The organism is Vibrio cionasavignyae (assembly GCF_050337155.1).
Lineage (GTDB): Bacteria > Pseudomonadota > Gammaproteobacteria > Enterobacterales > Vibrionaceae > Vibrio > Vibrio nomapromontoriensis.
The window spans coordinates 26,624-44,877 of record NZ_JAKJSR010000026.1; the positions used below are offsets into that span (position 1 = coordinate 26,624).

The 18,254-nt window shown below is 43.3% G+C and carries 17 protein-coding genes; 14 read left to right on the forward strand and 3 right to left on the reverse strand.

Annotated elements, in window-relative coordinates:
* The first annotated feature begins 135 nt into the window (after positions 1–135).
* Positions 136–684 (forward strand): DUF2975 domain-containing protein, encoded by a 549-nt coding sequence (locus L4D74_RS19950; RefSeq protein ID WP_428754229.1) that lies wholly within the window; start codon positions 136–138, stop codon positions 682–684.
* A 9-nt stretch (positions 685–693) separates the two neighbouring features.
* Positions 694–900 carry a helix-turn-helix domain-containing protein gene (locus tag L4D74_RS19955; protein ID WP_428754230.1) on the forward strand — a complete coding sequence of 69 codons (207 nt, stop codon included), beginning with the start codon at positions 694–696 and terminating at the stop codon, positions 898–900.
* Positions 901–964: 64 nt separating this feature from the next.
* Here the strand turns inward: L4D74_RS19955 and L4D74_RS19960 are convergent, their stop codons facing one another.
* Positions 965–3,343, reverse strand: a complete 2,379-nt coding sequence (locus L4D74_RS19960; RefSeq protein ID WP_428754231.1) for a hypothetical protein — start codon at positions 3,341–3,343, stop codon at positions 965–967.
* Between the two features lie 349 nt (positions 3,344–3,692).
* Between L4D74_RS19960 and L4D74_RS19965 the strand changes: the two genes are divergently transcribed.
* The 5 genes from L4D74_RS19965 to L4D74_RS19985 all read left to right on the forward strand — a co-directional run bounded on the left by L4D74_RS19965 (position 3,693) and on the right by L4D74_RS19985 (position 12,853).
* On the forward strand, positions 3,693–4,562 hold the full coding sequence (locus L4D74_RS19965) for a hypothetical protein (protein ID WP_428754233.1): 870 nt from the start codon (positions 3,693–3,695) through the stop codon (positions 4,560–4,562).
* Positions 4,563–4,594: 32 nt separating this feature from the next.
* Entirely contained in the window at positions 4,595–5,947 is a 1,353-nt protein-coding gene (locus L4D74_RS19970; protein ID WP_428754235.1) for an autotransporter outer membrane beta-barrel domain-containing protein, read from the forward strand.
* A gap of 93 nt (positions 5,948–6,040) precedes the next feature.
* Complete coding sequence (locus tag L4D74_RS19975; RefSeq protein ID WP_428754237.1) at positions 6,041–9,136, forward strand: chondroitinase family polysaccharide lyase; 3,096 nt, start codon at positions 6,041–6,043, stop codon at positions 9,134–9,136.
* A gap of 116 nt (positions 9,137–9,252) precedes the next feature.
* Positions 9,253–11,055 (forward strand): methyl-accepting chemotaxis protein, encoded by a 1,803-nt coding sequence (locus L4D74_RS19980; protein WP_428754238.1) that lies wholly within the window; start codon positions 9,253–9,255, stop codon positions 11,053–11,055.
* Between the two features lie 4 nt (positions 11,056–11,059).
* On the forward strand, positions 11,060–12,853 hold the full coding sequence (locus tag L4D74_RS19985; protein ID WP_428754240.1) for a DUF4955 domain-containing protein: 1,794 nt from the start codon (positions 11,060–11,062) through the stop codon (positions 12,851–12,853).
* A 96-nt stretch (positions 12,854–12,949) separates the two neighbouring features.
* On the opposite strand, the gene L4D74_RS19990 is transcribed toward L4D74_RS19985, so the two are convergent.
* Complete coding sequence (locus tag L4D74_RS19990; RefSeq protein ID WP_428754241.1) at positions 12,950–13,570, reverse strand: hypothetical protein; 621 nt, start codon at positions 13,568–13,570, stop codon at positions 12,950–12,952.
* Positions 13,571–13,979: 409 nt separating this feature from the next.
* Here L4D74_RS19990 and L4D74_RS19995 point away from each other — a divergent pair, with 409 nt between their 5' ends.
* The 4 genes from L4D74_RS19995 to L4D74_RS20010 all read left to right on the forward strand — a co-directional run bounded on the left by L4D74_RS19995 (position 13,980) and on the right by L4D74_RS20010 (position 15,696).
* Positions 13,980–14,723 (forward strand): alpha/beta fold hydrolase, encoded by a 744-nt coding sequence (locus tag L4D74_RS19995; RefSeq protein WP_428754243.1) that lies wholly within the window; start codon positions 13,980–13,982, stop codon positions 14,721–14,723.
* Between the two features lie 97 nt (positions 14,724–14,820).
* Complete coding sequence (locus L4D74_RS20000) at positions 14,821–15,138, forward strand: cupin domain-containing protein (protein WP_428754245.1); 318 nt, start codon at positions 14,821–14,823, stop codon at positions 15,136–15,138.
* A gap of 60 nt (positions 15,139–15,198) precedes the next feature.
* A complete protein-coding gene (locus L4D74_RS20005) occupies positions 15,199–15,414 on the forward strand; it encodes a DUF3820 family protein (RefSeq protein WP_265674459.1) in 216 nt (71 codons plus the stop codon).
* Between the two features lie 39 nt (positions 15,415–15,453).
* Positions 15,454–15,696 (forward strand): hypothetical protein, encoded by a 243-nt coding sequence (locus L4D74_RS20010; protein ID WP_428754247.1) that lies wholly within the window; start codon positions 15,454–15,456, stop codon positions 15,694–15,696.
* 150 nt (positions 15,697–15,846) lie between these two features.
* Here the strand turns inward: L4D74_RS20010 and L4D74_RS20015 are convergent, their stop codons facing one another.
* On the reverse strand, positions 15,847–16,185 hold the full coding sequence (locus tag L4D74_RS20015; RefSeq protein ID WP_428754249.1) for a cytosolic protein: 339 nt from the start codon (positions 16,183–16,185) through the stop codon (positions 15,847–15,849).
* A 343-nt stretch (positions 16,186–16,528) separates the two neighbouring features.
* Here L4D74_RS20015 and L4D74_RS20020 point away from each other — a divergent pair, with 343 nt between their 5' ends.
* The 3 genes from L4D74_RS20020 to L4D74_RS20030 all read left to right on the forward strand — a co-directional run bounded on the left by L4D74_RS20020 (position 16,529) and on the right by L4D74_RS20030 (position 18,155).
* Positions 16,529–16,798 carry a type II toxin-antitoxin system TacA family antitoxin gene (locus tag L4D74_RS20020; protein WP_428754251.1) on the forward strand — a complete coding sequence of 90 codons (270 nt, stop codon included), beginning with the start codon at positions 16,529–16,531 and terminating at the stop codon, positions 16,796–16,798.
* Positions 16,795–17,328, forward strand: coding sequence for a GNAT family N-acetyltransferase (locus tag L4D74_RS20025; RefSeq protein ID WP_428754253.1), 534 nt, complete (start codon positions 16,795–16,797; stop codon positions 17,326–17,328). Before L4D74_RS20020 ends, L4D74_RS20025 begins: the two co-directional genes overlap by 4 nt.
* A gap of 461 nt (positions 17,329–17,789) precedes the next feature.
* Positions 17,790–18,155, forward strand: a complete 366-nt coding sequence (locus tag L4D74_RS20030) for a RidA family protein (RefSeq protein ID WP_428754254.1) — start codon at positions 17,790–17,792, stop codon at positions 18,153–18,155.
* The last annotated feature ends 99 nt before the right edge of the window (positions 18,156–18,254 follow it).

Below are 18,254 nucleotides of genomic sequence, written 5' to 3' on the forward strand. Positions count from 1 at the left end.
GACCCATGCTCTTCAGTATGGTTGGTGTGACGAAATTGTTGCTAATTGATAATTTTTTATCGTTTATCGATAAAAAATCATTGTCGTTCATATTTTGTGTGTTATTGTGGCTCCTCAACCATGAGGAGCTTTACCATGCAAAAAATACAAACATATAGCCACAGAATTCGTCTGATCCTTCAGTTCTTAATGGTCTCATTGCCTGTTATGAACTTGTACTATTGGCTATCGATTCAAACTGAAAATGACTTCCTCAACTCAATGGGAATTGTGCAATTAAGTTTCGATATTGCTTCATACACGCAAGAACCCTTAACGCTTACCACACGACTATTAGCTTTTTTAATCAGTATGCTGCCATGTGGGATTTTAGTTTATGCACTTGGCGTATTAGTCACGCTATTTAAGAGTTACGAGCAATCAGAAGTGTTTACTGTCAGAACGGCGAACTGTTTCAAAAAGATCGGGTTTGCATTTTTTTATTGGGTATTAGGCGGGGTCATTTACAGTGCTCTCATTTCGGTTACTTTAAGTTTTAATAACCCTCCTGGTGAGCGAATACTCGCGATTTCATTTGTTGGTTTAGACGCCTTATCCGTTCTTTGTGGTTTTATAATCCTTGTGGTTGCTTGGGTCATGAAAGAAGCGCAGCTTATCGCTGATGAACAGCAATACACCATCTAAGGATTAGATATGAATATTACGATTAATCTTGATGTCATGATGGCAAAACGAAAAATGCGTTTGAAAGATCTCTCGGCACTTGTTGGGGTGAGCGAGCAAAATTTGTCGATTCTTAAAAATGGTAAGGCGAAAGCAATTCGTTTTAGTACGCTTGAAAAAATATGTGAAGTCTTGGAGTGTCAGCCCGGTGACATTTTGGTTTACGAAGTGAAGTAGCAGCATATGAATAAAGGGGCTAAAAGCCCCTTTGTCATATTATCAAATAACGATTGAATATTCGTTACTGAGCAACTTGTGCGCAAGACACATAGCGCCAGTTGGACATAGAGTTGTTACCTGATGAACCATCTTTGTAGAACTGAACAGCATTGAGCGTATCAGTGTTGGCGTTTGTTTGCGATGCACTCCAGTAAGCCATAGGCGTTCCTGATTCACCGTTAATTGGCCAGCCATAGATTGGAGATACGTGGTAATCCGTCGTATCTTTTTCGATTCGACCAACCAAACCTTCAGCCGTGTTACTCGCAATCTTAGTTAGGCGCATTAAATAGTTAAACTCAGGCGCTGCGTTTCCTTGGTCTACATAAATGTTAGCTTTATAAGAGCTGTCTGCTCGGCTACTTGGTAAGAACCATGCGCTATCATCTTTTAGATTTAGACAAACATTGAGTGCGACCTTTTCAGCGCCAATTTCCGCTGAGTAAACCGCCCATTGGATACCATTCACTAATTGCGTTCTCGTATAATCAGGGATGCTTGCACCATAGCCAACTTGATCTTTTAGTTTAGCTTCAGCTGCCGACAGTGGGCGGTGGAAAGCAACAGCTTTTCCTGAATGGCGTAGTACAACTTGACGAGCTGGTTCGATCGCGCGTTTAGTCGCATCGAGTTCGTCGTAGTAAACACCACCTGTGATATCACTTTGCTCTGATGCGATAAAGCACTGTTCACCTTTCTCTGTGGTATCAATACAGACTTCTAATTCCTTACCGATATATTGTGCTGAGTTTGCTTCATCTACAGGGAAGACGTTTTCAGTCATGGCTTTATGCCAGTCATTGTCATCAACTACGCCATTGTTGTTACCTTGAGTAGATTCAAACTCAGGTGTGATTTTTGCAATGATTTCGCCACCAATAGTGTAGGTATCAGTTGTAGCGCCAGTCGCTTCTGTCGCAACTTCTACGCGGCTTAGATCACCTGCAGGGCCTTCGATGTTTGAGGTGTCAATTTTCCAAGAAATGCCATTGACGGTATAGCCGTGAGTTGTGACTGTTACATCTTGACCAAATTCAAGTTTGCCAGAGAAATCGATACCAAATGTTTTGACGCCTGTGGTGCACTGCTCGGTACCTGCAACACTATCGTTAGCTTTTGGCGTCACACAGTAGCTGAGATCTTTACCAATGTACTCTTGCTTAACTGTGATTGTACAATCAGAACCGGTAGCGCATGAAACATCGTTGATCACCGTACCTGCGGCTTTCCATACGGCGCTTGAGTTATCAGCACTACCGGAAGACGAAGGCGTATAGTCGTAACCTGCGGTTAATACGTCACCAAGGATAGTGTGATTAACATCGTTATCGCTGGTGATGGTTTTTAACGTTACTGTTGGAACATCGCCTACTGGGTCACCAATATCAGTCATTGGTGCTGAGCAGCTTTCTGCACCAGTAGTAGGCAGACCTGTTAATGCTTCAGGAGTGACACAGAACGTTAAACTTTGATCCTTATCTGCAGACTCAATCGTGTAATTTGCAGAGGTTGCGCCTGAAATCGGTGTATCGTTGCGCTTCCAAACTAGCTGACTGCTGCCCTCAAGATCGCCATCAGCATCGGTATAGTCATATTCGCCGACTAACGATGAACCTACGGTATTATTGCCGACAATATCTACATTGTTAGCAACTGGTGCATCACCGGATAGCGGAAGAACAGCATCGGTAACCGCAGAACATACTTTGTCGCCAATCGTTGGATAATGTGGGGTATTGTCTGGGTTTTCTGATACTGGCGTAACACAGAAAGAAAGCGTTTTACCTTCTTGCACATTGGTTACACTGAATTGTTTGGTATCCGCACCACTAATTGGGCTTCCATCTTGTTGCCACTCAAATTCAGAGTCTGCCTCTAAATCACCATCCGCATCATAATAGTCGTAACTGCCTTCAAGAGGATCGCCAACCGTCGGAGAGGTGTTGTCGATCGTGACATTTGATGCTTCAGGTTTTTCGCCATGATCAGGTGCGTCAATTAGCACTGGAGCAGAACAGGCCTGATCACCAACGGTGTTTGATGTACCGTCAGCAACTGGCGTAACACAGAAGTAAACGTGAGACTGGTCGTGCTCTGGTAGTAATGGCAAAGTCAGGTCATTACCGATGACGCTATCATTTACATAAGGTGTTTGAGCGTTTTGGCGCATCCAAGCATAGAGGCTATCGCCCTCTGGACGAGGAGTATGGTTAGCATCAGTAAACTGATATTGCCCAGTTAGTGTTGATCCGACGAGTGGATCTCCTTTTAATACGACGTTAGATGCACTAGGCGGTATCCATGGTTGGCCATTATTGTCGCTTGCGTCGTTGCTCTCAGAATTACATCCAGACAGAGCAGCAGCGGCTGCTAAAGCTATCGCGCTATATCTCAGTTTCATTAGTCTTCCCTATTGGTAATCGTATATTGCCCTTCATTACTTTTCGCTGAAGGCAGATTTTATTTTCAGAAAGGCTAAGTGAAAGTGTTTGTAAGTCAAAGTGGTGAGATTCGAAAGTGTGATGAGCTTCATGTGCTTGCGATATGTTCCGTGATCTTGCGCATTTCTTTCGTTGTCACGTGTTGACGTTATCTGACAACTAATTGATAGTTCTCTGACTTTCGTTGCCTTTTGTTTTTAGGCGAAGTGAAAATTTGTGAGATTGTTAACATAGGATGGTAAGGTCACAATGAAAACCAAATTCTTCTCACCGTCGGTGCGAGTTAGTTGTATAAGTTTAGCGCTGTGCATGATTCCCTTAAGTGCGCAGGCTGCACGAGTGAATGCCACATTGTCATGGGAGTCAGGCGATTACGGAACGACTTATAATTACGCAGGGCCAAGGCTTGATATGAGTATTAATCCCGATGGTTCGAATTGGTATTACACCTTGGGTTATAGAAATAGGACGCACGAAACAAACCAAAATTATACACGGACAGAGGGACAAGCGGCGTATCGCTTCCGCTATGCAGAGGGGTGGATTCAACCGCACCTCAATATCCGCCAAGATGTGACTTCGTTTGAAAGTAACAGTAGAACGAAGGTCGACCATTATAAAGCAGGTGTCACCTATATCCACGATATCGCTGATAGCTGGTCGTTATGGGGAGTTTTGAAAGGCGGGATAGAAAGACAGTCGGATACTAACGCAAGCCAAGGAATTACCAGAGAGTCAGATTACCTGCAATGGGAGCTAGAGCCAGGCATACGTTATTCGTTCTCTCCAAACAGTCGTATTACCGCATCGTATTACAACAATGGTGTTCGAAGCGATAAAGGTGAAACGTGGGGATTAACGGATGATAAAAGTAGTGAGCAAGTTCGCCTTTATTACTTCTATCGAGCGGACAATGGCTTTACTTTCTCGCCATACGTACGACAAGCGATTGGTTGGGGAAACCAACATACTTGGTATGAAAGTGCGGCGCTTGATGGAACGTTAGCGCTAAATAAAGTATCTCGTTACGCGCTGCAAATGAGCTACCCAATTTTTGACTCAGTTAGCTTAACAGCAGAATATTACATTGAAGATGTCGAATATAAAGAGAACTTCGATTTAGGAAAAGATGATCTTCGAGTCAAATATTTAAAGTTAGGCGTAAGAGCTAGCTTTTAATTGATTTTCATTACCTAATTTCGAGATTTATTATGAATTCTAAATTTAATTTTAATAAAACTACATTGGCAGTATGCTTTGCGATATCGCCGCTTTCATTTAATGTAATGGCGGATACTGTTCTTTCGCCTACTCAAGGGTTTGATGAGTATAATCAAAACCAAGTTATTTCGCACAATACACCATTTTTAGTTAACGCTAATGCGAGTTTAGTTAACGCTAATGCTAATAACGTGAATGATTTTATTGCTCAAGCTGCTAGAGGTGGCGCTTCAGGCAGTGAATTAGTTGTCGCGGATTATATGCTTAATTTTGCTTTAGACAATCAGGGTAATGGATCTGAAGTGTCACAGCAGCTACTAGACTTGTTTGCATCAGTGGGCAGTAGTGATGAGGCCGCAGCTCGTCTTGCTGGTGAAATCACCCCTGACGCTGAGGGAAGCGAGATCATGGCTACCTTGCTATTGGTCGATAAATTGAGAGCGAATGCTAATGAGCGAATAGGGTTGCTTAGAAGTGGGGCAAGTTATGGCAATCCAAGTACCGGTTGGAATAACTGGGTAAGTTTCATTGGTGGCGCTGGCGACAAAGCAAGTCAAGGTAACGTCAACGGATATTCAATGAACAATTACGGATTGAATATTGGTTTTGATCGAGCATTTAATGACACCAATATGCTTGGTTTTTCGATGGCTTATTCCAAGTCTGATATTGATATAAAGAACTCTCAGAATACTAAAGAAGTCGAAAGTATCCAAACCATGATGTATGCAGGTTGGTATAATGACTATATGTTCATCGATGGTAATGTAAACTTTGGTCGAAATATGAATAGCACCGAACGTGTAATTGGTGCGTCTTCTGGATACCAAGGCGAGACGAATGCCACTGCAAGTTACGATGCCTATAACTTTGGTATTCAATATACAATGGGTGCGATGTTCGATCTGAATTATTTCATGATTGAACCTAAGGTCTCTTATAAATATCAATGGTATCGACATACTGATTATCAAGAAACTGGCTCGCCAGCGAGTTTAAGATATGACCGTCAACAGTACTCTATTTCCCAATTAGGTGCTGGCGTCAATTTACATCAAAGTTATAGTACGACACTTGGACTATTAACTCCGACGTTTAGCATGATGTATTACGCTGACCTTAATGATGAAAGGGTTCGCGAGAGCGCGAACTTAGTAGCCGATGATTCTAAATCGCGCTTTGTCATTGTTGGAAATCAGGTTGGTGGCGATATGTTGGAAACGCGCTTGAATGCTCAGCTACAAATGAGCCAAGCTTGGTCAATGACTGGTGGTGTGAATTACTACCAAGTCGATGATTATAAAGATGTCTCTGTCGCACTTAGTGCCTTATATCGTTTCTAGCCTATAGGTTGAAACCGCGATGGTGTGCTTTATTTTTGTCACTAGAGCACATCGATACCGCGGTTTCACTTTTCAAATAAGGATTCATTCTTTATGTTTTCTACCAAATTGACGCAAATATCGATTGCGCTTTCATTCCTATTTGGTGCAGCAGGTTGTTCGCAATTCACGCCTGTAGAACGCGTACAGCAAACGCAACAATTGGCTCCGGTTATGGAGTCACAAATTATTTCTTTTGATCAGTCAATCCCAGCAGGCGTGTCTGCAGGTGAAGGATCAACGATAACACTGAGTGATGATCGCTATATTCTAGGTGAGCATTCATTGAAATGGGATTGGACATCTGGCAGTACATTGCTGGTAAATGAACCTATTCGATTGATTACCGACACTGAAGCGGGTCAAGCATGGGGTCGTCGAGCGACTCAAGTACTTTCGTTTTGGGTATATAACGAAACTCCAGTTGATGATTATATGGTTGTCGATTTAGGGCGAGGCCTTGGAGGAAAGGCGACGGGCGATGCTGGTTTTAAAGTGAACATGAACTTTACCGGTTGGAGAACAATTGGTGTGTCATTACAAAATGATATCCAAGGGCGCGAAGTTGAAGGCGTGAGTATTACCGATAGCGCGCAAGGTGAAGGCGCGGGTGGTGAAGCGATTCTCGGTGGACCAAGAAGTGATATGGATAGTATCCGATTCTTAGCGCCGTCAAGTGTTGAGTCTGGCGCATTCTATATCGACCGTATTATGTTGTCGGTGGATGACGCACGTTACCAATGGTCAGATGATCAAGTTAAAACTCGTATCGTGATCCCAGAAATTGATTTCGGGCTACCAGCAGAAATACCGACAGCGACATCTGAAGAGTTGCTTGCTGCGCGAGAAGTCTCTGATTCGTTGACTCAAGTCTTTGTTGAAGCAAGAAATTTGCGCGGTTATGCCGATCTTCGCTCTGTCGATAACATTAGAGAAAAGTATCAAGAATTGTCGATCAATATCGACGATGAAGGCCACATTACAGGGCGACACATCATTACACGTCCGCAAAAAGTTATTTATCAACCGCAGTTTATGAAGGCGAGTGATAAGGAGCTGTTTGAAGAGTATGTTGATATTGATGACTACGCGAGCCTAATGCTAAATGTCGCCAGATATCGCCTGCTTGCAGACTCTGAGACCCAGAAGCAAGAGCTAGAACAAATGTACGTCAACATGACCCTTCATATGATGGATCAGGGTTTCGTCCATGGTAGTTCACTTGTCACGACCCACCACTGGGGTTACGGCTCTCGCTGGTGGTACATTTCGGCTATGCTGATGTCTGATGTATTAGCAGAGCAAGAGCTGCAACAACCTATTTTTGACGCTTTGCTTTGGTATTCAAGAGAATTTAAAGCCAACTTCGATATGATTGCAGGGCCGGAAAGTTCTGACTTGGATTACTTTAACACGCTGTCGTTACAACATTTGGCGTTAATCCTATTAGAACCTAATGAGGATAGAAAGGTTGCGTTGCTGAAGAAGTTTGGCAATTACATCAATATCGCACTTTCTCAAACCCCACCGGGTGGTTATGACGGGTTAAGACCCGATGGTACCGCGTGGCGACATGAAGGTAACTATCCTGGTTACTCGTTCCCCGCATTTACCAATGCCGCTCAACTGGTTTACATTCTAGATGGTACACCATTTAGTGTCAGTAACACTGGGCGTGCAGCACTGAAAAAAGCCATGTTGTCGGCTTGGGTATACAGTAATCCTCAAGTTGGTATTGGTCTATCGGGTCGCCATCCATTCAACCCACCAGAACTGCGCCATATGAGTGAGTCGTATCGTTGGCTTGCGATGTCTGGTAACCCAGAAACGGATGCACCTGTTGATCATCAACTTGCCGCTGCCTACTTGCAAATGACTCAACAATCAACGGCAGACTCTACAGAATTGTTTGGTGAAAAAGTAGAGGCCGCAACGTTGCCACAGGGCTTCTGGGCATTTAATGGTGGCGCATTTGGTATCCATCGCTATCACGACAAAATGGTGACGATGAAGGGTTACAACAGTAATGTTTGGTCATCTGAAATCTACTATCGAGATAACCGATATGGCCGCTACCAAAGCCACGGTGCGGTACAAGTGGTTCCATATGGAAAGCAGCAAGCCATTGGTTTTGTAGAAGAAGGGTGGGATTGGAACCGTAACCCGGGTGCAACCACGATTCATTTACCATTGGAAGAGTTAGATAGCCCGAACTCACACACGTTAATGTTACGTGGTAACCAACCATTTAGTGGCGCGTCTCATATTGATGGCAAATATGGCATGTTTGGCTTTAAGTTTGATGCGCCATCTATGGCGAAGTTCGACAGCAGCTTTACTAGTCGGAAAACCACTTTTGCTACAGATGACCGTATTGTCATGCTTGGTACTGATATTTCTAAGAGCTCATCCCCTTATCATGTTGAAACGACGTTGTTCCAACACGCTATCACCGAGCAAGCGAGTGATATTTGGATCAATGGCGTGAAAATTGACGCTCCGTCTTTTGAACAACAATTAGGCCAAGGAGATTGGCTAATTGATGGGCAGAGCAATGGTTATCTGATGGTCAGCGATTCATTAGTTGAGGTGCGCCGTCAGCAACAAGAATCTGCTCACAACAAGACTCGCGCCGTCACCAAGGGGCACTTCGCGAGTGCATGGATTGACCATGGAAATAACCCAAGTAGCGATGCCTACGAGTATTTACTGGTACTTGAAGCGACACCAGAGAAAATGAAAGCGTTAGCGAGTGACTTACAGAGTGAAGTCAAACCTTACCGCGTCATTCAAGCTGACCGAAATGCACATGTGACCTACGATGCTAAAACACAAACGACGGGCTATGTCGCATTTGAATCTACTTCATTCGATAAGCAGTTGGTAAAAAGTATCGCTCAACCCGCGATCATTATGACTAGAGTGGTCAACGATGATGAAGTGGTTGTCAGCGGTGTGACACCAGATCTCAATATGACTCGATATACTGAGGCGAAACCTACCGCGGTTCGTATTGAAATTGAAGGTCTTTGGGATGCTAAAGTCGCCAACGATAAAGTGACCGTATCACACTCTGGTAATACCACCAGATTGAGCTTTGAAAGTTACTTCGGTATACCGCAACAGGTCACTCTACAGAAAACGAAATAACAACAAAGTGACACGTTTCAACCAGTGACTCGTTTCAAACAGAAACACGACTCAAACAGCAAGGTGGTTTAGGCCTCCTTGCTGTTTTTTAAATTACATACTATTAGGACGTCAACATGTTCACATTAGCTAGGTTAGGGTTTGCGCAGCGGCTTATCGTTGGCTTTGGTCTGCTCATTATTTTTATTATCAGCATGCTTATTGAAGGTATATACAGTCGACAGCAGTATGATCAAAACGTCACGCAGCTCAATCTTGCAAACGTTGGAGCACGCGAAGTGTTTGGACTGCAAGTATTAGAAAACAGCTACGTGAGCACAAGGGACCCGATCTATGCCGAGCGCTTCAACCGTTGGCATAAGTTCAATCTTGATAATTTTATTGCCAGCAAGCATTTACTATCCGACGACGTGTATCGTGACTATGTTGAAAAATTCGAAACTGCGAATGTCAAATATGGACAAGAGTTTAACCAATTTAACCAACTCGTTCTTAACGTTTATGAGCTCAACCAAAATCTAATCGATATTGAACAAGCGTGGTTGCAATCCATCTCTTCAGCGGAACAAACTTTAAAAGTATCCCATTTGAGTAACATGCGAGAGAGAGTGGTCCTCACGTTAGATGATTCCAACATGGAACAATGGGCAGAAGCATCGGCTGAACTAAAAGCGATAAGTGACGTGACAACCGTACAATATCTTCAAAAGTTTGATGCGTTATTGCAGCTAATTAAGCAGTCGGCGGAATCTCGTGAACAGATGCTTGTCTTTGCTGCCGAAGTTCGTGACAACGCAAAACTGATTGTTGAAGAAGTGACCATACAGATGGAGCAAAATAAGAACACCAGCATGTTGCTTGGTACATCGGTTTCAATCATCGCGCTTGTAGTGGGTATATTGACGTGCTTCGTGCTTTGGCGCTCGTTAACCGTGCCGTTAAAACAAACTCACACCCTAGTGGAAAAAATTGCGGGTGGCGAGTTATTTCATGAGCTCAAAGTCACCGGCTCAGACGAACTGAGTACATTGTCCCATTCGCTTAATCGTATGGTTTCGGCACTTCGCAGTATGATTGGTGACGTTAGAAACCAAGTTGAAGTCCTTAATACAACGTCTTCAAACATCATCGCCATGGCTGATAGTAATGAAAGCAGCTCTAAGCAGCAGGCTATCGAATGTGAGCAGATGGCTTGTGCCATGACACAAATGATTGCGACGATTTCAGAAATAAGCCTTGCGGTGGAACAGGTGGCAGAGGACACCAGTTCGAGCCAGTCATTACTTGAAACGTGTAATCAAAGTACGTTGCAAACAATAGGTGTGACAGGGCAGCTTTATGAGGCGGTAAATCATGCTTCAGCAAGTATCGAGTCATTGGCGCAAGAAACACATAACATCAGCTCGGTTCTTGAAGTGATCAACAGTATTTCAGAACAAACCAACTTATTGGCGCTTAACGCAGCCATTGAAGCGGCGAGAGCAGGTGAGCAAGGGCGAGGATTTGCGGTTGTAGCAGACGAAGTTCGATTGTTAGCTATGAGAACCCAAGAATCCACCACAGAGATTGCACAGATAATTCAGACCTTGAAAGACAAAGCAACGGAGACCGTGTCCGTTATGCAAACTAGTCAGGGGTATGCAAATGAGTCAAAAGAGCAAGTTGAGGCCGTGGGAGAGCAAATTCAAGCGGTACTAGAAAGGGTCAATAATGTCACAGGACAAACAATTAACCTTTCATCAGCAGTTGTTGAGCAGCGTTCAACCGCCGAGTCATTCAACGACAGTATGAAAGTAATTGTGGATATTTCACACAATACGTCAGATATGGCAAAACGTTTAAGAGATGGCACCGCCGATTTGTCCAACGCGCAAGATGCGATCAATCAGCACGTCAGTCGCTTTAAGACGATAGGTTAGGGTTATGATGGATAGTAAAAAACAGATAAAAAGCATACCCAACTTATTGAGCGTTAGCCTGTTATGTTTGTCTACAACGGCCATCGCGGATGAGGTATTAGTGTCAGACTATTGGCAACATTACTTGGCAACGCGTCAGCACAATAGTGATTTGTATTCTGGAGAAAACAAAACCGATCAGCCGGTATTGAATAATTTTTCTTACGCAGGGTACCATTTTGGCGAAAAACCGATCCCAACCAGTATGTTGGTAAATCATGAGGCGAGTTCGTTTACCGCTGAAGATATCAAATATGACCAAACAACTGGGTACAGAATTTTCCTCGTCGACGATTATGGCGCAAAAGCCAATGACGGTAAGAGTGATAAGCAAGCGATTAAGAGGGCAGTCGCTGAAGCCGAGCGGTATGTCGAAAAGGAGGCTGAACGGGGCGCGATCGTACAGTTTTCAGCAGGCCGATATCACATTAACGAAGCCTCTGACATGACTAGCATTGATCCAGCGTCAAAATTAGACGTGTTAGATGGTCAGACTATTAAGATCAGAAGCAGTAATATCGTGCTAAAAGGTATGGGACAAACGGCGACAGAATTGTATATGTCCCAGCCGTTACTTCCTGTTGATAGTAGTAAAATGTGGACCACACCGCGCATTATTAAGTTTGAAGGGAATAGTAAAGGCACGCACAGCAGTCGCGTGATCGCTTCGCTCGTTGGTGGAGCAAGCAAATCGATAACGTTATCAAGTAGCAAAGGCTTTGAGGCAGGTGATTGGGTACGCTTGAGTGGTAAAATTTCTAGAAAAGAGATCATTGAGAAACAGGTTTACCCCTATCAATTAGAGGCGTCATGGACGGCAATAAACCGTAGCTTAAACATTGTTGAATATCACCAAATCACCGAAGTTGAAGGGGATGCGTTGGTGTTCAAAGCACCTGTACAGATAGATATCGATCCCCAAGACAAGTGGTTGGTTGAAGCGTACGAGCCCATTGAAAACGTGGGCATTGAACATTTAACCTTAAGAGGTAATTGGCAGGAAAAATTTAAACACCACGCAAGAAGCAAAGACGGCACAATCCACGATAGCGCCTGGAGCCTACTGGAGTTAAACAACGTGGTGAATGGCTGGGTGAAACAGGTCACGCTCGCTGACTTCAATGCAGGGGTTCAATTAAGTGCAACCGGTTATTCTACCGTCAGAGATGTTTTGCTTACAGGAACGCCCGGTCACTTATCACTGCAGTTCAATGCGTCTTTCAATAACTTGTCGATGGATGTGAATGATGAGTCTAATGCCTGGCATGCGCCTGGCTTTTCCCATAGAGCGTCATCTAATGTTCATTTGAGAACCCGTTATCTCGCATCGACGTCATCGGATTTACACGGTGCGCAACCGCGTATTAACTTGTTTGATAATTTAAAAGGTGGCTGGATACCGTCTCGCTGGGGAGCGGCAATTAGTAATTTACCCAATCATTTAGCAGGGTTGACCTATTGGAATTTTGAGCACATCGGCGCGCCGCAAACCGGCTTTGAAATGATGTCGACTAAATCCAAATATGGCCGCTTAATCGCGCCGTATATGATTGGTAATCATGGCAGTCCGATTAGCTTTGCGTCCATGCAAGAATATTCTAAGCATGCGACTAAAAAAGGCGAGGCCAGTTACAAAAAATGGTTGCCTGATCAGCCACAAGCTTGGTTAGAGTCAGACGGCGAGCGAGTTGTCCCAGAGTCTTTGTATCAAGCTCAATTAGAACAACGGTTGGGTGCGCTACCTGAGTGGGTACGTTAGTGCTGTTCTGATTAAATTATTGAATACCGCTTTGGCATGATCTCGGGGTAAAGTATGGGTAAGCCACCTAATGTGTAGGTGGCTTTTATTTGGGTATTAGAAACCTGCAGAGTACTTTGCTTCTAATTCGGCGATTTCTTGTTTTATCTCACTGAGCTTCTGCTTAAGTTCTGACAGAGTGGCTTTATCTTGTGGCGTCATTTCAAGCCTTGTTACGCCAATACCGCAAGCTTCCCGTGTGGAATGACTAAATCGAGTGAAGCCAATCAGAGGCACCGAGTATTCTATAAACTGACTCTGTTGTTTATTCGATGCTCGAATATGGATCGCATGACCTTGCTTACTTTGCATAACAACCTGATTAACAAGGGCCATATTGTGTTTTGTCACCCGAACGAAGCCTTCTTTAGTACTGTTGGAAAAAAGTTGACCCTCTAGTGTTAATGGGTCATGTTGATCGATTTTGAATATGACATCAATTTTGGCATTGCGTTCGTCCAATTCGGTCGCAAACCCAAGGGTGATGAGCAATTTATTCCTATTGTCACAGCGGATACCATACGTCGTAAATTCATTTCCAATTAGCGAACCAAACCCCCAAGCACGATGTGTTTCAACTCGGTCAAACTTATCTATATTGTGTTCATTAAACCAAGTTGCAAGTGCAACAGTAGGGAAGGCAAGTAGTGGCGTAATTAATAGAGCGATAAGATTCAACGGTTACTCCTTCTGCCACTGACTGAGTTCTCTTCTTTATATACATTGCAATTATAGTCTGTTGTTTTCTCTCAGGTAGGCATAAGCTACTCATATTGAGTTTAGATGAAACTGCCGAAAAGGTGTGCCATGGCCATCATCAGGGGTAAATCATTTACTGTGGTTCGATGTACCTTGTTAGCTGTTTTTCTATGTAATCGGTTGTTACTAGCAGAGTTATGTTATTTAGCAGGGATGATGAAGGGTTATCATATGGTTAAATGTATGCCTTTTGGGGGATTGCGAAAGAGTAAAAATTGCCTTAGCGTGACTTACCAGTTAAATAGCTTGAAGCCAGTATAGAATGAATATCGCCACCTCAAATAGAAATCTTGAACAATATTATCAAAGCTATGGAAGCGGTAAACCCATGGTAATGATTCACGGATCTTACGCCACCACATCAACGTGGAAACAAATGCTACCAATGCTTACGGGAGATTATCGCTGTATTCTAATTAAACTTCCTGGGCATTGTGGTACGCCAGATCCAAGCGATTTTGATGCAGCTAACATTGAAACTGAACGAGCGATTATTGAAGCGATTATTGAACAAGAATGTGATGAACCTGTTCATTTAGTCGGTCATTCCTATGGGGGCGTGGTTGCGTTAGCATTGGCGCTATCTGGTCGCCTACAATTGAGTCAATTAACGTTATTCGAGCCTGTCGCTACGTGGGTGTTGGACGTTCAAGAAGATCTTCCATCTATGAAATTGGTGACTGACTTTTTAAAGCATTATCGTCGCTCCGTTGAATTGGATCTTCCCAACGCGTGTGGGCTAGTTATCGACTTTTGGAGTGGAGGCAATCATTTTGAACAATTTCCGAATTCAGTGAAATTGATGATGTCAAACTTGCAGCGTAATAACGTTCGGCATTGGGATATTTGTACAAACGCAGAATTTACTCAATCTGACTTAATGGCGCTAGAGGTTTGTACCACCATTATTTACGGAAATCAGTCTAACGTGGTGGCAAAGAATATAGCAGAGCATCTATACCAGCTACTTTCTAAGTCGAATTTAATTGAGATTGATGGGGCAAGTCATGGCCTAGTTAACAGCCACGCGAAGGAATGCGTTGACGCAATGATGCTAAACACTGCAACCTGATCAGAAGGCACCCATAGGAACGTGTTTGCGTCATAGTGTTGGCTACGTGAGTGTTATGCTAATCTATCGCGAACTTACAAGGTTTTGGAGTGAAAAGATGGAAGGTGGCAATCTTTTTAGTGAGATTCCAGATATTATTAACAACGAGCTACTTGAAGATATTCAAAAGCATAAGTCCGTTCGTATCGAGCGTATTATTTCCGATGGCCATGCGAGTGCAGAAGGAGAGTGGTACGACCAAGAAGAACATGAATGGGTTTCTGTTCTAAAAGGAACCGGTGTCATTGAATATGATGATGGAACAGTAGTCGTGCTCGATGTTGGCGACTACGTCAATATTCCAGCACATACCAAACATCGCGTAAAATCGACATCGGCGACAGAAAAAACGATTTGGTTAGCCGTGTTTTACTAGCGTAAGCGAATCCGCCACTAAGTCACGCCATTATAGGCAAAGATCAGCAGACAATAGATTATGTTAAATAAAGAGAATTTAGTTAAACTTGCCAGAACGCCAATGCCGTTTGGTAAGTACGCAGGGCGTATGCTTATCGATCTTCCAGAAGAATACTTACTCTGGTTTGATAAAAAAGGATTCCCTAGCGGTGATCTAGGCGACTTATTAAAGCTCTGTTTAGCACTCAAAATAGAAGGTTTAGACAGCGTGGTAAAGCCCTTAAAGCGTATCTAACCTACAAAGAAATTCCCCATTTTAACGAAAAGACTGACTATGAATTTTGATATCAATACACTGAAACACCACCAACTGGTTGAAGATGGCCAATTAGAGGGGTGTTACATTCATCAGCCTGCCGAAGGTAGCCAGCCAGATGACAACGCTGTCTTGGCAGAGCGCCAAGCGCTGGAAAAGATGGGGTACAAGGTAATACAGCTTAAAGCCAAAGGAAGGACAACAACATTTGCTGAGGCGATGCAAAAGTTTGCGAAGAAGACGGGTCACCAGCCTAAGTAATCAGCGACTGCAACCGACCAAAGCATCTTTAACCTCTTCGACAATACCCTGTGTTTTCCTGCACAAGAGTCAGACCGCCAGGCTGACTCTTTTTTTGATCCATTCCTCGCTAGAGAAGCTAATTCGGCGATTTCAACTTACTGAATAATTTCAGTCCATTCGGGTAATAAAGGTTTGTTCGTCATCCACAAAAGCCACAAAGCCGCCGTGATAGATAAACACCCGACCATGCCCCTCAACTAGGCAAGCAAGCTGGGGGTGTAAATCTTCTTCGTTATTCTGGCTTTGAAATGTGCCAGTATCGGTGATTACGCCGCTAAGTGTAGGCAAATATCCATAAGTGCGCTTGGCTTGATCAATCAGGTTCAATTCGCTGGTGGTAGAGAAGCAAAGGGGGATCGCACCGGCTTCTTCGATAAACATGGTTTTCAGTTCTTCAAAAGCTGTAATAACCAGCCAGTCGATGCCGTTAACATGATGGATAAACATTGGGTTTCTCGGTAATTCTGATGCGGAGATTCTATCATTATCATGGGAGAACGTAGTAGAGATTTAGTTGCTAAAGGCGGTAATTCTGTGCTACTTCCGGACATTCACTAGGCCAACTTGAAACACAGTTTTGTCCAGAGCCTTGTTGACTAGGTATGTAACAAAAAAGTGCCCCAACGAACTAACCGTCCAGAGAGCCTCTCAATGGACCAAATTAATCTAATCCAAATGTTGAGGACGTTATATGGAAATTTTCCGTAAGCTATCCGTACAAATTGTATAAGTCCAATATTTGCTCTATAATCGCCATGATTACGGAATATATCCGTACGCAGGAGGTTCTATGGCAACAGCACGTTTAGATATTCGCCTTGACGAAGAGATCAAGGCAAAAGCAGAAAAAGCATCGGCTTTGCTTGGTCTTAAAAGCCTTACAGAGTATGTAGTTAGGTTAATGGACGAAGATGCAACTCATGTAATTGAAGAACACGAAAGTATCGTAGTTAAAGATAGTGTCTTCGATGAATTTATTATGGCATGTGATAAAGCAAAGGCGCCTAATCAAGCTTTGCTTGAAGCAGCAAAATTCACAGATGAGAGTGGTATCAAGTGAGTTGGGGAAAAGAGTTCGTTGAACTTAGTAAATCAAAACATGATCGTAGCTCATTTGATTGTGGTGAGTCAGAGTTAAATACATTTATCAAAACTCAAGCAGTAAAACACATGCAAGCTGGTATTAGCCGAACTATGGTTTTACCAAGTTCTCAACCATTGCTTAATCAAAAGTACGCTATTTGTGCTTTTTATAGCGTTGCGCCTAGCTCAATCAGCAGAGAGACTTTACCGACTAAACTAGCGAAAAAATTACCTAGGTATCCAATTCCTGTTTTTCTATTAGCTCAGTTGGCTGTCCATAAAGAGTTCCATGGCTCAGGGCTAGGAAAGGTCAGTTTGGTTCGCGCTTTAAAGTACCTTTGGGAAGTTAATCACCATATGAGAGCTTATGCTATCGTAGTGGATTGCCTTACAGATACCGCACAAGCATTTTATACAAAGTTTGGTTTTGAAGTCCTGTGTGAACATAATGGTCGTATTCGTATGTTCTTGCCAATGAAAACAGTAGTACAGCTTTTTAGTCAATAGGTTACGAATATAACAAATAAGGATTAAGGTGTTGTGCAGTCAACACTAAATCCCGAGTGTAGAACAAGCCAGAAGCCACCTTATCAATCAGTTAGCCATTTTTTCTTTCTTTCGTCACCTCTCGTCTGCTTTCTCCGTTACCGTTACCGTTACCGTTACCATTATCTTCAATGTCGATGCCGTGTTGGCTCTCCATAACTCGACTTTGTAATATTTGTAGTTATTCATGGTTTACTAAATTAGGAGGTTTACTCGCAAACTTTTGTCCAAAGGTGAGTTGGGTTTACTCTTAAAGCGAAGCTAAGAATCGTAATATGTCACACCGTTTTTAAATCTGACTCTAAAGCCGGATGGTTGCTATTGAATACGGCCAATTATACCTGTTATCAATGACTAAAATTGTTGGCAGAATCAGGCAAATTGATATCATAGTAGCTTGTTCTCTAAGGTAAGAAAAAGAAATGACGATTCATCGAGTTAACCCTTGTAAGCGTTGGTCTGACGTGACCGTATTTAACGGAATTGCGCACTTTGTTGAAGTGGCGGAGTCAGACACATCTGCCGGAATACAAAGCCAAGTCCAGCAGATTTTCGACCAAGCTGAAACCATGCTTCAATCCATCGGTAGTGACAAATCTAGAATTCTCTCCGTCACAGTTTACGTGACAGATTTCGCTAATTTCGATGCGCTGAATGAAGTATGGGATTCGTGGTTCCCAGAGCAATGCGCACCAAGCCGAGCATGCGTTAAGGTTGAACTGGCCGATCCGAATTTATTGGTGGAAATGGCGTTTGTCGCAGCAGCTGGTGAGGACTATTTGCCTTAGTGAGGATAGGCAGGGTTAATTAACTGCTAAGGGCTCACAAAAAAAGCTCCTAATAAGGAGCTTTTTGTCTATTTAAGCTTGAATACTTTGCGTTGGCAC

Bases quoted from the DNA above. Each gene is read 5' to 3' on its own strand.
- L4D74_RS19960 (WP_428754231.1), bottom strand. From the start codon at position 3,343: ATGAAACTGAGATATAGCGCGATAGCTTTAGCAGCCGCTGCTGCTCTG.
- L4D74_RS20015 (WP_428754249.1), bottom strand. From the start codon at position 16,185: ATGTTTATCCATCATGTTAACGGCATCGACTGGCTGGTTATTACAGCT.
- L4D74_RS19995 (WP_428754243.1), top strand. From the start codon at position 13,980: ATGGTAATGATTCACGGATCTTACGCCACCACATCAACGTGGAAACAA.
- L4D74_RS19980 (WP_428754238.1), top strand. From the start codon at position 9,253: ATGTTCACATTAGCTAGGTTAGGGTTTGCGCAGCGGCTTATCGTTGGC.
- L4D74_RS19955 (WP_428754230.1), top strand. From the start codon at position 694: ATGAATATTACGATTAATCTTGATGTCATGATGGCAAAACGAAAAATG.
- L4D74_RS20020 (WP_428754251.1), top strand. From the start codon at position 16,529: ATGGCAACAGCACGTTTAGATATTCGCCTTGACGAAGAGATCAAGGCA.
- L4D74_RS20010 (WP_428754247.1), top strand. From the start codon at position 15,454: ATGAATTTTGATATCAATACACTGAAACACCACCAACTGGTTGAAGAT.
- L4D74_RS20030 (WP_428754254.1), top strand. From the start codon at position 17,790: ATGACGATTCATCGAGTTAACCCTTGTAAGCGTTGGTCTGACGTGACC.
- L4D74_RS19965 (WP_428754233.1), top strand. From the start codon at position 3,693: ATGATTCCCTTAAGTGCGCAGGCTGCACGAGTGAATGCCACATTGTCA.
- L4D74_RS19950 (WP_428754229.1), top strand. From the start codon at position 136: ATGCAAAAAATACAAACATATAGCCACAGAATTCGTCTGATCCTTCAG.
- L4D74_RS20005 (WP_265674459.1), top strand. From the start codon at position 15,199: ATGTTAAATAAAGAGAATTTAGTTAAACTTGCCAGAACGCCAATGCCG.
- L4D74_RS19970 (WP_428754235.1), top strand. From the start codon at position 4,595: ATGAATTCTAAATTTAATTTTAATAAAACTACATTGGCAGTATGCTTT.
- L4D74_RS19975 (WP_428754237.1), top strand. From the start codon at position 6,041: ATGTTTTCTACCAAATTGACGCAAATATCGATTGCGCTTTCATTCCTA.
- L4D74_RS20000 (WP_428754245.1), top strand. From the start codon at position 14,821: ATGGAAGGTGGCAATCTTTTTAGTGAGATTCCAGATATTATTAACAAC.
- L4D74_RS19985 (WP_428754240.1), top strand. From the start codon at position 11,060: ATGATGGATAGTAAAAAACAGATAAAAAGCATACCCAACTTATTGAGC.